The organism is Nonomuraea sp. NPDC001699 (genome assembly GCF_053596455.1).
On sequence record NZ_JBSFGF010000004.1, the window covers coordinates 401,176 to 414,035 of the forward strand.

Annotated in this window: 14 protein-coding genes; 7 read left to right on the forward strand and 7 right to left on the reverse strand. The window is 70.8% G+C overall.

Going from position 1 to position 12,860, the window contains the following annotated elements; all coding sequences use genetic code 11:
• From ACWCSU_RS15420 to ACWCSU_RS15435, 4 genes are all read right to left on the reverse strand, one after another.
• A complete protein-coding gene (locus tag ACWCSU_RS15420) occupies nt 1-555 on the reverse strand; it encodes a TetR/AcrR family transcriptional regulator (RefSeq protein WP_357706365.1) in 555 nt (184 codons plus the stop codon).
• Nucleotides 548-1,384: an alpha/beta fold hydrolase gene (locus ACWCSU_RS15425; protein ID WP_449935537.1), complete on the reverse strand. Its 837-nt coding sequence runs from the start codon at nt 1,382-1,384 to the stop codon at nt 548-550. The genes ACWCSU_RS15420 and ACWCSU_RS15425 overlap by 8 nt, the downstream gene beginning before the upstream one ends.
• A 119-nt stretch (nt 1,385-1,503) precedes the next feature.
• The gene (locus ACWCSU_RS15430) at nt 1,504-3,033 is read right to left on the reverse strand and encodes an amino acid permease (protein ID WP_364102313.1); all 1,530 of its coding nucleotides are present in this window, start codon (nt 3,031-3,033) and stop codon (nt 1,504-1,506) included.
• 97 nt (nt 3,034-3,130) lie between these two features.
• Nucleotides 3,131-4,147 (reverse strand): zinc-binding dehydrogenase, encoded by a 1,017-nt coding sequence (locus ACWCSU_RS15435; protein ID WP_449935540.1) that lies wholly within the window; start codon nt 4,145-4,147, stop codon nt 3,131-3,133.
• Nucleotides 4,148-4,240: 93 nt separating this feature from the next.
• On the opposite strand from ACWCSU_RS15435, the gene ACWCSU_RS15440 reads away from it, so the two are divergent.
• A complete protein-coding gene (locus ACWCSU_RS15440; RefSeq protein WP_449935542.1) occupies nt 4,241-4,795 on the forward strand; it encodes a TetR/AcrR family transcriptional regulator in 555 nt (184 codons plus the stop codon).
• 65 nt (nt 4,796-4,860) lie between these two features.
• Here the strand turns inward: ACWCSU_RS15440 and ACWCSU_RS15445 are convergent, their stop codons facing one another.
• On the reverse strand, nt 4,861-5,406 hold the full coding sequence (locus ACWCSU_RS15445; protein ID WP_449935543.1) for a type 1 glutamine amidotransferase domain-containing protein: 546 nt from the start codon (nt 5,404-5,406) through the stop codon (nt 4,861-4,863).
• A 113-nt stretch (nt 5,407-5,519) separates the two neighbouring features.
• Here ACWCSU_RS15445 and ACWCSU_RS15450 point away from each other — a divergent pair, with 113 nt between their 5' ends.
• The gene (locus ACWCSU_RS15450; protein ID WP_357706371.1) at nt 5,520-5,780 is read left to right on the forward strand and encodes a heavy-metal-associated domain-containing protein; all 261 of its coding nucleotides are present in this window, start codon (nt 5,520-5,522) and stop codon (nt 5,778-5,780) included.
• Between the two features lie 4 nt (nt 5,781-5,784).
• Here the strand turns inward: ACWCSU_RS15450 and ACWCSU_RS15455 are convergent, their stop codons facing one another.
• Nucleotides 5,785-6,138, reverse strand: coding sequence for a ribosomal maturation YjgA family protein (locus ACWCSU_RS15455; protein ID WP_449935546.1), 354 nt, complete (start codon nt 6,136-6,138; stop codon nt 5,785-5,787).
• Nucleotides 6,139-6,284: 146 nt separating this feature from the next.
• Between ACWCSU_RS15455 and ACWCSU_RS15460 the strand changes: the two genes are divergently transcribed.
• Genes ACWCSU_RS15460 through ACWCSU_RS15480 form a run of 5 tightly spaced genes read left to right on the forward strand, consistent with a single transcriptional unit; the run spans nt 6,285 to nt 12,013 of the window.
• Nucleotides 6,285-8,105 carry an ABC transporter substrate-binding protein gene (locus tag ACWCSU_RS15460; protein WP_449935547.1) on the forward strand — a complete coding sequence of 607 codons (1,821 nt, stop codon included), beginning with the start codon at nt 6,285-6,287 and terminating at the stop codon, nt 8,103-8,105.
• Nucleotides 8,102-9,157 (forward strand): ABC transporter permease, encoded by a 1,056-nt coding sequence (locus ACWCSU_RS15465; protein ID WP_449935549.1) that lies wholly within the window; start codon nt 8,102-8,104, stop codon nt 9,155-9,157. Before ACWCSU_RS15460 ends, ACWCSU_RS15465 begins: the two co-directional genes overlap by 4 nt.
• Complete coding sequence (locus ACWCSU_RS15470) at nt 9,154-10,035, forward strand: ABC transporter permease (RefSeq protein ID WP_449935550.1); 882 nt, start codon at nt 9,154-9,156, stop codon at nt 10,033-10,035. The genes ACWCSU_RS15465 and ACWCSU_RS15470 overlap by 4 nt, the downstream gene beginning before the upstream one ends.
• Complete coding sequence (locus ACWCSU_RS15475) at nt 10,032-11,012, forward strand: ABC transporter ATP-binding protein (protein ID WP_357706378.1); 981 nt, start codon at nt 10,032-10,034, stop codon at nt 11,010-11,012. The genes ACWCSU_RS15470 and ACWCSU_RS15475 overlap by 4 nt, the downstream gene beginning before the upstream one ends.
• Entirely contained in the window at nt 11,009-12,013 is a 1,005-nt protein-coding gene (locus ACWCSU_RS15480) for an ABC transporter ATP-binding protein (protein WP_449935552.1), read from the forward strand. The genes ACWCSU_RS15475 and ACWCSU_RS15480 overlap by 4 nt, the downstream gene beginning before the upstream one ends.
• A gap of 1 nt (nt 12,014) precedes the next feature.
• On the opposite strand, the gene ACWCSU_RS15485 is transcribed toward ACWCSU_RS15480, so the two are convergent.
• The gene (locus ACWCSU_RS15485) at nt 12,015-12,839 is read right to left on the reverse strand and encodes an NmrA family NAD(P)-binding protein (RefSeq protein ID WP_449935554.1); all 825 of its coding nucleotides are present in this window, start codon (nt 12,837-12,839) and stop codon (nt 12,015-12,017) included.
• Nucleotides 12,840-12,860 lie beyond the last annotated feature (21 nt).

A 12,860-nucleotide genomic window follows, 5' to 3' on the forward strand; every position in this document is an offset into this window, starting at 1 on the left:
TCAGCGGGGGGTGGTCAGCCCGGCCACGACCATGTGCTTGAGCAGGCCGTAGCTCTCGTCGAGCAGCTCCGGCAGGCCGAACGCGCCCGACGCCTCCAGCACCGCGAACCCGTGCGCCGCCGCGCGCAGGCAGCGGGCCGCGTGGATCGCGTCGGAGCCGGCCAGCCCGTAGCCGCGCAGCGCCGCGAGCATGATGTCCACCAGGCGCTCGCCCGACGCCCGCATGGCCGGGTGCGGCTGCTGGATGACCATCGCGTAGCGGTGCGGGTGGCGGGTGACGTAGGCGCGCCAGGCGTCCATGAGCGCGCCGACGGCCTCGTCGCGCGAACGGCCCAGCACCGCCTGGCCCAGCTCGCCGGCGATCTCGTCGGCGATCCGCACCGACAGCAGCTCGCGCAGCTCGGCCAGGTTGCGCACGTGCTTGTACAGCGACGGCGTCGCGACCCCGGCGCGAGCCGCCAGCGCCGAGAGCGTCAGGGCCTCGGGGCCGCTCTCGTCCACGATGCACACCGCCAGGTCGACCACCGCGTCCGGGGACAGCGCCGCCCTAGGCATGGACGCGCCCCTTGACGAACGACAGCACCTCGGCGGCCACCTGAGCCGGGAACTGGGTGTGCGGGTAGTGGCCCGCGCCCTCGATCATGGCGACCCGGCCGCGCCCGGCGGGCATGGCGGCCACGACGCCCTCCGCCTCGGCGCGCGGGTCGGCCCAGTCGGGGTCGAGCGTGCCCATCACGACCAGCACGTCACGCGTCAGGTCGGGAAGCCTGTCGCCGGCGTCGGTGGGGGCGGACTGGCCCATCTTGGAGACCACGGCCATCCGGCCGGGCCGGCGCAGGTCGGCTTCGAGCGCCGCGATGTGCTCCGCGTGGTCGGCGGGCTTGGCGCCGGGCATGGCGTGGTCGAGGTACTTCTTCCACAGCCCGATGTTGCGCAGGATCGCCGCGCCGAGCAGCAGCAGGGCGCCCTTGCGATGGTGGGCGTTGCGCAGCAGGCCACCGCCGTCGATCTTCTGCGCCCGGGTGAACGGGCCGATCTCCACCACGGCGCTGACCAGCTCGGGCGCCTGCGCGGCGGCGATCGTGACGGCCCCGCCCGCGAACGAGTGGCCCACCAGGACCGCCGGGCCGCCCAGGTGGCGGACCAGCGAGAGGAGGTCGTCCGCGACGTCGGCGCGGGTGTAGGAGGGCCAGTCGAGGCTGGACTCGCCATGGCCGCGCAGATCGGTGGTCGCCACCCGGAAGCCCGCCGCCACCAGCTCGGGCACCAGGAACCTGAACGACTGCCGCCCGACGCCCATGCCGTGCGCCAGCACCATCAGAGGCCCTTCGCCGGTCACGTCGTAAGCGAGCTGCCCGCCCTCGACCGTCAGGAACTCCGTCATGTCCAACCCCTCTCGGCTAACCCTTATAGCCTCAAAGCTAATGCCTTTAGCCGATGAGTGTCAAGCGTCGAAAAAGGGCGGGCACGGCTGGATCAGCCGTGCCCGCCGACAGGGGGAGTTCAGGAGATCGGGACCTCGTCGATCGTGCGGCGCGGGCCGGTGAACCAGTGCCTGGCCGACAGGCTCCACCACAACCAGATGCCGATCAGCACGACCCCGACCGCGATCGGCGCGTAGTTGACCGACGTCCAGGCGAAGTCCTTGTTGCCCGGCACGCCGGCCGGGGAGAACGGCATGATGAAGTAGATCGACACGATGACGATCTCGACGCAGGCGATCCAGCCCAGCACCCGGTACTTGCGGCCCAGCGTCCACGGGCCGGGCCTGAAGGCGTCGCCCATGCGCAGGCGCAGCCAGATCGGGATGAGGAACGCCAGGTAGAGGCCGATGACCGCGATCGACACGACGGCGTAGAAGGCGACCGGGGTCGTCGAGCCGGCCGGGGCGTACAGGGCGGGGAGGGTGATCAGGGCGGCGATGAGGCAGCCGGCGAGGATCGCGTTGACCGGGGTGCGGTTGCGGTCCACCTTCGACCACAGCCGCCAGCCGGGCACCGCGCCGTCGCGCGAGAACGCGTACGTCATGCGCGACATCGAGGTCACGCAGCTCATCCCGCAGAAGAACTGGCCGATCGTGGAGATCGCGAAGATCGCGGTGGCCAGCGGGGAGGAGAGCGCGGTCTCGAAGATGGCGCCGACGAAGCCGGACTGCTTGTTGATCTCGTCCACGTTCGTCGCGGCGAACAGGAAGGCCAGCAGCAGGACCCAGCCGCCGATCGCCGAGTAGAAGATCGACTGCCACAGGCCGCGGGCGGCCGTCCTGGCGGCGCCCTGCGTCTCCTCCGACACGTGGGCACAGGCGTCGAAGCCGGTGATCGTGTACTGGGTGAGCAGGAAGCCGAGCGGGAGCACGTACAGCCAGAAGGGCAGGCCGCCGTCGCCGTCGCCGAATCCGGAGTTGTTGATCGTGCCGCCGAACACGAAGCCGAGCGACTGGTGCTCGGACGGCGCGAAGACCAGGATCGCGACGATGACGACCGCGCCCGCGACGTGCCACCACACGCTGATGTTCTGCAGCAGCGAGATGAGCCGGTGGCTGAAGATGTTGATGAGCGCGTGCAGGATGAGGATGATCACGAACAGCAGGAACGCCTGGGGGAGCGTGCCCTCCCACGCGCCGCCGGTCAGGCGGCTGATCGTGATGTTGAGGAACGTGGCGCAGCCGTAGTCGACCGACGCGGTGACCGCGATGAGGCCGATCAGGTTGAGCCAGCCGGTGAACCAGCCGTGGATCGGCTTGCCCATGGTGGCGGCCCACCAGTAGATGCCGCCCGCCGTCGGGAACGCCGAGACCAGCTCCGACATGCAGAAACCGATGATGAGGATGAACACGGAGATCAGCGGCCAGCCCCACGAGATGGCGATGGGGCCGCCGTTGTTCCACGCCTGCCCGAAGGTCGTGAAGCAGCCGGCGAGGATCGAGATGATGGAGAAGGAGATCGCGAAGTTGGAGAAGCCGCTCCAGGTCCGGGCCAGCTCCTGCTTGTAGCCGAGCTCGGCGAGTCGCCTGGAATCCTCTTCGAGTGACATGAGGTCTCCCTGGGGGGCGCGGAGGACGCTCTGTTTGGTCTAGGTCTAGACCATTTCTCCCCGAGGGACAAGGCGTGACAGATGAGTTTCGATGTGGTCAGGAAAGAACGTGGCCCGCCGGGACGACGTCCAGCACGACCTTGCCGGTGACCGTGCGGTCGAGCTGGGCCGCGGCGGCCTCCTCCAGGCGTTCCCACGGCAGGCGCCGGCCGATCTCGACGGACAGGTCGCCCGCCGCCACGAGGCCGAGCAGGAAGGCCAGGTCGGGGCCGGGGGAGTCGACGTCGCCGAACGAGTTCATCGAACGCGCGGGGCCGAGGGAGAAGGTCGAGCCGGGCGGGAAGACGGCCGGCTGCCCGGAGGCCCAGCCGATGCTCTGGAGGTTGCCGCCCGGTGCGAGCAGGCCCCACGCCGCCACCAGGGTCGGGCCGCCGACCACCTCGATGACGACGTCCACGGGGGTCACGCCGTCCAGGCCGGTCACGACCTCCACGTCCGTGCCGAGGGCCAGAGCGCGGGCGCGGTCCGGCGTGCTCACCGAGGCGACGACGTGCGCCCCGGCCAGCCCGGCGAGCTGCACCGCCAGCCTCCCCACCGCCCCCGATGCCCCGGTCACGAGCACCCGCGATCCCGACGCCCCGGTCACGAGTCCGCGCGGCCCCGACGGCGGGCTGACGGTGAGTCCGTGCGGTTCCGGCGGGACGTCGGTGGGGAGTCCACGTGGCCCGGGGGAGACGCCGGCGGCGCGTAGTGAGCGGAGGGCGGTCAGGCCGGGCATCGGCAGGGCCGCGGCCGTCGACAAATCCACCCCGTCGGGCACCACGGCGAGCGCGCCGGTGTCGAACGCCGCCCGCTCCGCCCACGCTCCCGCCCCGAACGCCGCCACCCGCGCGCCCTCGGCCGGGCCCGTGCCGTCCGCGGCGGGCCGCAGCACCACCCCGGCGGCGTCGTAGCCGAGCACCGTGCCCTCCGGCAGTCGGCCCATGTGCCGCAGCTCGCTGAAGTTGACCGACGTCCTGTGCACCTCGACGAGCGCCTGCCCGGCTTCCGGAACGGGTTCGGGAACGTCGGCGAGCCGTCCTGCGGCCCCGGGGCCGACCACCAATGCGTGCATGGGAAGTCCTCCTGCAACCATGCGGACCGGCGGTCCGCTTCGTTGCCGGGATACTATGGGGACCGACAGTCCGTTTGCAAGGGAGGGGCGTTGGTGCGATCAGACGCGACCCGCAACAGGGAGGCGATCCTGCGGGCCACCGAAGAGCTCCTGGCCGCCTACGGCGCCGAGCACATCTCGCTCGACCGGGTGGCCGCGGCGGCGGGGGTGGGCAAGGGCACGCTGTTCCGGCGCTTCGGCAGCAGGACCGGCCTGTTCCAGGAGCTGCTGGCCGAGCGGGCCGCCGCCCTGGCCGAGGCCATCGAGTCGCCCGGCTCGCCGCTCGGCCCGGGGGCGCCGCCACGGGATCGGCTGCTCGCGTTCCTGGACGAGCTGGCCGGGCTGGCCGAACGCAACCTGGCGCTGTTCGCCGCGCACGAACGGGCCTGCGCGGCCGACAAATACCGCGATCCCACCTACCTGCGCTGGCACGCCCACGTGACGGCGCTGGTCGCGGCGGCGGCGCCGGGGCTCGACGCCGCGTTCGCCGCCCACACCCTCCTGGCCTCCTTCGACGCCGACCTCGCCCGGCACGTGATGGCCGAGGGCGGGGCCGACCGGCTCAGGGCCTCTGTGCGCGGCGTCGCCGAAGCCCTGCTGCGCGGCTGAGGCGGTCTCAGGCGGGCTCGCGCGGCCCGGGCGGGATCGGCGCGGGCTCGCGCGGGCTCGCGTGGTCAGGCCGAGAAGGCGTCCGTCGCGGCCTGGCAGAAGGCTTTGAGGTCGTCCGGTTTGCGGCTGGTGACCAGGGTGTTCGGGCCGTCCGTGCAGACGACGACCTCCTGGTCCTTCCAGGTCGCGCCCGCGTTGCGCAGGTCGGTCCGAAGGCTCGGCCAGGACGTGAGCGTACGCCCGCGGACGACGTCCGCCTCGATCAGCGTCCAGGGGGCGTGACAGATGGCGGCCACCGGTTTGCCGGCGTCGAAGAAGGCCCGCGCGAACTCCACGGCCGGCGGCGCCGTACGCAGGAAGTCGGGGTTGGCGACACCGCCGGGGAGCAGCAGGGCGTCGAAGTCGCCGGGGGCGGCGTCGTCCACCGTGGCGTCCACGGTGAAGGTGTCGGCCTTGTCCAGATGGTTGAACGCCTGGATCTTCCCCGAGGACGTGGAGACCAGCCGGGGCGTGCCGCCCGCCTGCTTGACCGCCTTCCACGGCTCGGTGAGCTCCACCTGCTCGACCCCTTCCGGAGCGACCAGGAACGCGATGGTCTTGCCGTTCAACATGACGGTCCCCTTCGTGTTTTCCCTTCCCTCTATCCGGGCGATCAGGAAGTATGCGTTCTTACCCCCCAGGGGTATATAGTGGCCGGGAAGCCGGGACAGTGAGGAGTTCGGACATGGTGATCACCGCGTACCAGGTCGAGGGCATGACCTGTGGCCACTGCGTCAGCTCGGTGCGGGCCGAGGTCGGCAAGGTCGACGGGGTCCAGGCCGTCGAGGTCGACCTCGCGGCCAAGGAGATGGTCGTGACCAGCAGCGCCCCGATCGACGCCGCCGTCATCGAGTCGGCCGTGGTCGAGGCCGGCTACGAGCTGGGCGGGGGCCGGGAGCTGCTGCCGCAGGCCGGGTCGTGCTGCGGCTCGGGCGGCTGCCACTGACCCCTCAGGGGGATCGGCGCCGGGAGCTCCACAGGGTGTGCGCGGCGCATGCGGTGGCCGCGCCGACGGCGTACCAGAGCAGGTCGGGCGGGTTGAAGGTGCTGCCCAGCAGTGGCCGCAGGACTGCCGGGATCTCACCGAGCTGGGCGAACTCGATCGCCCAGCTCAGCCCGCCCGACCCCGCCGCGGCGACCCAGGGCCGCACACGCGGCAGGGCCAGGACGACGAGCGCGTAGATCAGCACGGTGTAGAGCGCGTCGCCTGCGAACTTGGGCACGGGCCCGTCCCACAGCAGCCGGACGCCGAGCCCCGCCACCACGGTCACGACGGCAGCGAGGAGAACGGGCAGGCGAGGCACCAGATCACGGTAGCGCCAGGGCTGCTGAAAATTTACACCGCAAAATGAAACGAGAATGAAACAATTCTCCGTGCTGCGTTGACACGCGGTCTCTCTATGGTGTGCCTTCATCTACACAGGAATCCCCCGCCTGAAGGTGAGGCATCATGAGGAAATGGTTCGCACGCCTGGCTGTGCTAGGCGTCGCGATGTTGGTGGCCGGCCAAGGCGCCACGGCGGCCCAAGCCCAGGAACCTGCGGCGGGGAAGAAGGTCCTACGCGTCGGCGCCACCCAGGCGATGGATTCGATGAACCCGTTCCTGGCGGTCCGGCTGGTCTCCACCGCGATCCACCGCACGATGTACGGCTACCTCACGGTCCCCGACTCCAAGACGCTCCAGCCCAGCCCCGACCTGGCCGAGTCCTGGACGACGTCCGACGACGGGCTCACGTGGACGTTCAAGATCCGTAGCACCAAGTGGTCCGACGGCCAGCCGGTCACGGCCGAGGACGCCGCCTGGACGTTCAACAAGATCATGACGGACGAGGCGGCCAAGACGGCCAACGGCCCCGCCGTGGAGAACTTCGAGAGCGTCACCGCCAACGGCCAGGACCTGGTCATCAAGACCAAGGCCCCGCAGGCGTCCATGCTGGAGAACCCGATCCCGATCATGCCCAAGCATGTGTGGGAGAAGGTCACCGACATGGCCAACTACGACGCGGAGACGTACCCGACGGTCGGCAGCGGCCCGTACATCGCGGTCGAGCAGAAGAAGGACCAGTACGTCAAGCTGGAGGCCAACCCCAACTACTGGCGGGGCAAGCCGAAGGTCGACGAGCTCCAGTTCATCTTCTACGACAACCCGCAGGCGGCCGTCGCCGGGCTGAAGAAGGGCGACATCGACCTGATCGGCCGGCTCAACCCGCCGGAGTTCCAGGCCATCCAGAACGACCCGAACATCGAGGCGTGGAACACCCAGGGCCGCCGGGCCGCGTACCTGCAGATCAACCACGGCGCCACCACCACCGACAACAAGCCCATCGGCGACGGCCACCCGGCGCTGAAGGACCCGAAGGTGCGCCAGGCGCTGCACTTCGCCATCGACAAGCAGAAGCTGGTCGACGAGGTGCAGGGCGGCCTGGCCAAGCCCGCTGACGGCTCGATCATCCCGCCCATGTACAAGGACTTCTTCTGGGAGGCCACGGGCGAGGAGAAGGTCACCTATGACGTGGCCAAGGCGAACAAGATCCTCGACGACGCCGGCTACAAGAAGGGCGCCGACGGCGTCCGCACGATGCCCGACGGCAAGCGCAAGCTGGAGTTCCGCTTCAGCATCCACACCGACACGCCGATCGAGGACAAGCTCGCCGAGTACCTGACCGGCTTCTTCAAGGAGGTCGGCATCACGCTGACCACCCAGAAGCTCGACTCCAGCAAGTTCACCGAGGAGACCGGCGTCACGGCGCTGTTCGACATCGCGATCAGCGGCTGGTCGGTCAACCCCGACCCCGAGGAGATCCTGGCCACCCACCTGTGCAGCCGCCGGCCGGCGCCGGGCGGCGAGGGCGGCGGCACCGAGTCGTTCTACTGCGACCCGACCTTCGAGAAGCTCTACCAGGAGCAGCTCAAGGAGCTCGACCGGCCCAAGCGCGCCGAGATCATCAAGCAGATGGAGGAGCGGCTCTACACCGACGCCCCCGTCATCGCGATCTACTACACCAACGACCTTGAGGGTTACCGCAAGGACCGGATCACCAGCATCACCCCGATCCCCGAGGACAAGGGCCTGCTGTACGGCGGCAGCGGCTACTGGCCGTTCTACACGGCCGACGTCAAGGCGTCCGCGGCCGGCGGCTCCGGCGCGGGCGGCGACTCCGGCTCCAACACCGGTCTCATCGTCGGCGTGGTCGGCGGCGTGGTCGTCATCGGTCTGGCGGCCTTCTTCCTGACCAGGCGGCGTAAGAGCGTCGCGGACGAGCGCGAATGACAACACCGCTCGAAGCGGCAGAGCCCGCCGCCGTCCAGGCGGCGGGCCCTGCTGAGGACCGCCCCGCTCGCCGCGGCACGCTGAAGTACGCGTTGTCGAAGGCGGGCGGGGCGCTGTTCAGCATCGCCGCGGTGATCGCCGGGACGTTCTTCGTCTTCCGCCTGCTGCCCGGCGACCCGGTGCGGAACCTGGCGCAGGGCCGCAACATGACCCCGGCGCAGCTCGACATGGAACGTCACAGGCTCGGTCTCGACAAGCCGGTGCTCGACCAGTTCATCGACTTCGTCGGCAAGACGCTCAGGCTCGACCTGGGCACGTCGTACGAGTACAAGCGGCCTGTGCTCGACCTCATCGGCGAGCGCATCGGCCCGACGCTGCTGCTGGCCGGGACCGGTCTGGTCATCGCGGTCAGCCTCGGCATCTGGCAGGGCACCAGGGCGGGCTGGCAGCGGGGGAGCCGGTTCGACCGCTTCTCCACCGGTCTGTCGCTGGTGCTGTGGTCGGTGCCGACGTTCTGGCTCGGCCTGCTGCTGATGATGGTGTTCGGCGTCGGCATCGGCCCGATCCCCGGCATCTTCCCGTTCCGGGGCATCGAGAGCGTCGACGCGCCCGACGGGTTCGCGTACCTGCTCGACGTGGCCTCGCACATGGTGCTGCCGTGCCTGACCCTCGTGGCCGTGATCTACGCCCAGTACCTCCTGGTCATGCGGTCGTCGCTGCTGGAGGAGGTCAGCCAGGACTACATCACCGTGGCCCGCGCCAAGGGCCTGCGCGACGACGAGGTACGCCGCCGCCACGCGGTGCCCAACGCCCTGCTGCCCACGGTGACGCTGGTCTTCATGCGCATCGGCTTCGTGGTCGGCGGCGCGGTCACCGTGGAGACGATCTACACCTGGCCGGGACTCGGGCAGCTGTTCTACCGGGCGGTCCGGGTGCCGGACTTCACGCTCATGCAGGGCACGTTCATGCTCATCACCGTGGCCGTCATCCTCATGAACACGCTGGCCGACGTGCTCTACCACGTTCTCGACCCGAGGGTGAGGTCGGCATGACGAGTGTCGCTGCCACGCGCAGGCGGCAGGCGCTGGGCAACTTCTGGACCGACTTCCGCCGGCATCGCGCGGGCGTGATCGGGACGGTCGTCCTGCTGGTCGCCGTGGTGCTCGCGCTGATCGCCCCGCTGTTCATCGACGAGGGCGTGACCAGCGTCATCGACGCGCCGGGCGAGAAGTTCCAGGCCCCCGGCCTGGACTTCCCCTTCGGCACCGACGAGTCGGGCCGGTCGATCCTGCTGATGATCTGGTGGGGGTCGCGTGCCTCGCTGCTCATCGGCTTCCTGGCCGCGCTGCTCAGCATCGTGATCGGCATGGTCATCGGCATCGCCGCCGGGCACTTCGGCGGCTGGGTCGGCGGCACGCTGATGCGGGTCACCGACTGGTTCCTGGTGCTGCCCTCGCTGGTGACCGCCCTGGTGCTGGCGGCCATCCTCGGCGGCAGCACGTTCACCATCATCATGGCGATCGGCGTCACCACCTGGCCGTCCACGGCCCGGCTGATCAGGGCGCAGACCTTCGCCGTCGAGGCCAGGCCCTACATCGAACGTTCCAAGGCGCTCGGCGGCGGCCACTGGCACATCACCACCCGGCACGTGCTGCCCAACGTGGCGCCGCTGCTGCTGGCCAGCACCACCCTGGAGGTGGCCAGCGCGATCGTCACCGAGTCCACGCTGGCCTTCCTCGGCGCCAGCGCGAACAAGACGTCGTGGGGCACCATGCTGCGCGGCTCCTACGACTACGGCGCGGCCAACGAGGGCGCGTGGTGGTACATCATCCTCCCCGGTCTGGCCATCCTCGTGGTCGTCATGGCGTTCACCCTGGTGGGACGGGCGCTGGAGGCCGTGCTGAACCCAAGGCTCAGGAGGGCGGCATGAGTCTCCTCGAACTGGACGACCTGTCGGTGACCTACCGCATCGCGTCGGGCGAGGTGCCCGCGGTGCGCGGTGTGTCGCTGACCCTCGACTCCGGAGCGGCGCTCGGAGTCGCCGGCGAGTCGGGGTCCGGCAAGTCGACGCTGGCCATGGCGCTGCTCAGGCTCCTGCCCAAGAGCACGCGTGTCGGCGGCCGGATCCTGCTCGACGGCGACGACGTCCTCACCATGAAGTGGGGACGCATGCGGGCCGTGCGCTGGGCCGAGGCCTCGATCGTGTTCCAGGGCGCGCAGCACGGGCTCAACCCCGTGCGCAGGATCGGCGAGCAGATCGCCGAGCCGCTGCTCGTCCACGGCCTGGCCAAGCCGGACGGCGCCCGCAAGCGCGTCGGCGAGCTGCTCGAACAGGTCGGCCTGCCCGCCTGGCGGGCCCGCAGCTACCCGCACGAGCTGTCCGGCGGCCAGCGGCAGCGCGTGATGATCGCGATGGCGCTGGCCTGCTCGCCGCGCCTGATCATCGCCGACGAGCCGACCACCGCGCTCGACGTGATGGTCCAGGCGCAGGTCCTCACGTTGATCAAGGAGCTGATCGCCGAGCACGGCATCTCCCTGATCATGATCTCGCACGACCTGTCGGTCCTGGCCGACGTCTGCGACCAGCTCGCGGTCATGTACGCCGGCCGCGTGGTCGAGCACGGCCCCTCCCGCGAGGTGTTCCACGACGCCCGGCACCCCTACAGCCGGGCCCTGGCCGCCGCGTTCCCGACCGTGGGCGACCCGGTCTCGCGGCTGGCCCCCAAGGGGCTCGGCGGCGACCCGCCGGACCCGATGCAGCTCCCGACCGGCTGCGCGTTCCACCCGCGCTGCCCGGTCGCGCTGGAGGAATGCGCGCTTCTCGACGTCGAGCTGTGGCCCGCCGGCCCCCGCCACGCCGCCGCCTGCGTGCACGTACGCTCCAAGGAGGAGGTCGAGGCTTCATGACCGAGACGCAGACCGCCACCGAGACCGTCTCGACGGGCAAGGGCGCGCTGCTGGAGGCCCGTGACCTGCACGTCGCGTTCTCCTCAAGGGGCCGCAGCGCCCGCGCCGTCGACGGCGTCAACCTGGCGATCGGCCAGGGCGAGATCGTGGCCCTGGTCGGCGAGTCGGGCTGCGGCAAGACCACCCTGGCCCGCACGCTGCTCGGCCTCGAACGCCCCACGTCCGGCGAGGTCCGCTTCGACGGCTCCCCGCTGAACTACGGCTCCAAGGCGCTCAAGGCCTACCGCCGTCAGGTCCAGCTCGTCCTCCAGGACCCGATGGGCTCGCTCAACCCCCGCCAGACCGTCTACGAGGCGGTCGCCGAGGGGCCGCGCATCCACGGCCTGCCCGACGAGGAGGAGCTGGTCGCCTCCGCCCTGTCCAGGGCCGGGCTGCGGCCGCCCGAGCGCTTCTTCCTGCGCTACCCGCACGAGCTGTCCGGCGGGCAGCGGCAGCGGGTCGTGATCGCCGGCGCGCTCGCCCTGAACCCCAAGGTGCTGATCGCCGACGAGCCCGTGGCCTCGCTCGACGCCTCCGTACGCGGCGAGATCCTGGCGCTGATGCTCAAGCTCAGGGCCGATCTCGGCCTGTCGGCCCTGGTCGTCACCCACGACCTCGGCCTGGCCTGGAACATCGCCGACCGGGTCGCGGTCATGTATCTCGGACGGATCGTCGAGTCCGGGCCGGTCGAACAGGTGCTGACGGCGCCGCGGCATCCGTACACGCAGGCGCTGATGTCGGTGCTGCCGGAGTCGCCCGAGCGGATCGTGCTGACCGGTGAGCCGCCGGACCCGACCAGGGTGCCGGGTGGCTGCCGGTTCCACCCCCGTTGCCACGTGCTCGCCTCGGGCAGGGCGGCGGAGGCGGGCGTGGACGCGGCCTGCCGGTCGGAGGCGCTGAAGATCCTCCCCGCCGTGCCGGACGCCCAGGCCGCCTGCCACTACGCGGCGGTCTCCGGGTAGGTCACCCGCGGAACGCGTCGGCGTGCTCGCGCGCCCACTCGGCGAAGTCACGCGCGTCCCGGCCGGTGACCTCCCGGACGGTCGGGACGACCGTGTAGCCGACCTCCGGCGTGTTGCCGAGCGCGCCGACGAGGAACTCGATGGTCTGCTCGCCCATGCCGTCGGCGCGCCACTTGGCCCGCGCCTCGTCCACGGTGAGCTCGACGAAGTCGACGTCCTTGCCGATGGCCTCGCCCAGGACGGCGACCTTCTCCTTGAGGGTGATCGCGCGCGGGCCGGTCAGCACGTACGTCCGGCCGCCGTGCCCGCCCTCGGTCAGGACCTTGGCGGCCACCGCGGCGATGTCGCGCTCGTGCACCAGCGCGCTCAGCCGGTCGCCGAACGGCTCCTTGATGACGCCCTCGGTCTTGATGGTGTGCGCCCACCACTGGAGCGTGTTGGACATGAACTCGACCGGGTGGAGCAGCGTCCACTCCAGGTCGGTGGCGGCGAGCGCCTGCTCCAGCTCGCCGTCCTCGCGCCCGCCGAGCACGGTGACCCGGCGCACGCCCGCCTTGACGGCCAGCTCGGCGAGCCCGGCGCCGTCGGGGAGCGGCGCGTAGTCGTCGCCGGCGAAGTTGATGAAATGCGCCGCGGTGACGCCCTCGAAGGCGGCGGCCAGGGAGGCGGGCTCGGCGAGGTCCCCGCCGACGACCTCGACGCCCTCGGGGAGGGCGGCCTTGGCGGGGTTCCTGGTCAGGGCGCGGACCTGCTGCCCGGCCAGGAGGAGCTCCTCGACGACGAGGCGGCCGACGGTTCCGGTGGCACCGGTGACGAGGATGGTCATGTTGAACCCCACTTCTTCGGA

What these genes read in the sequence shown, in the direction of transcription:
- ACWCSU_RS15420 (WP_357706365.1), bottom strand. Translation starts at nt 555, where the DNA reads ATGCCTAGGGCGGCGCTGTCCCCGGACGCGGTGGTCGACCTGGCGGTG.
- ACWCSU_RS15425 (WP_449935537.1), bottom strand. Translation starts at nt 1,384, where the DNA reads ATGACGGAGTTCCTGACGGTCGAGGGCGGGCAGCTCGCTTACGACGTG.
- ACWCSU_RS15430 (WP_364102313.1), bottom strand. Translation starts at nt 3,033, where the DNA reads ATGTCACTCGAAGAGGATTCCAGGCGACTCGCCGAGCTCGGCTACAAG.
- ACWCSU_RS15435 (WP_449935540.1), bottom strand. Translation starts at nt 4,147, where the DNA reads ATGCACGCATTGGTGGTCGGCCCCGGGGCCGCAGGACGGCTCGCCGAC.
- ACWCSU_RS15445 (WP_449935543.1), bottom strand. Translation starts at nt 5,406, where the DNA reads ATGTTGAACGGCAAGACCATCGCGTTCCTGGTCGCTCCGGAAGGGGTC.
- ACWCSU_RS15450 (WP_357706371.1), top strand. Translation starts at nt 5,520, where the DNA reads ATGGTGATCACCGCGTACCAGGTCGAGGGCATGACCTGTGGCCACTGC.
- ACWCSU_RS15460 (WP_449935547.1), top strand. Translation starts at nt 6,285, where the DNA reads ATGAGGAAATGGTTCGCACGCCTGGCTGTGCTAGGCGTCGCGATGTTG.
- ACWCSU_RS15465 (WP_449935549.1), top strand. Translation starts at nt 8,102, where the DNA reads ATGACAACACCGCTCGAAGCGGCAGAGCCCGCCGCCGTCCAGGCGGCG.
- ACWCSU_RS15470 (WP_449935550.1), top strand. Translation starts at nt 9,154, where the DNA reads ATGACGAGTGTCGCTGCCACGCGCAGGCGGCAGGCGCTGGGCAACTTC.
- ACWCSU_RS15475 (WP_357706378.1), top strand. Translation starts at nt 10,032, where the DNA reads ATGAGTCTCCTCGAACTGGACGACCTGTCGGTGACCTACCGCATCGCG.
- ACWCSU_RS15480 (WP_449935552.1), top strand. Translation starts at nt 11,009, where the DNA reads ATGACCGAGACGCAGACCGCCACCGAGACCGTCTCGACGGGCAAGGGC.
- ACWCSU_RS15485 (WP_449935554.1), bottom strand. Translation starts at nt 12,839, where the DNA reads ATGACCATCCTCGTCACCGGTGCCACCGGAACCGTCGGCCGCCTCGTC.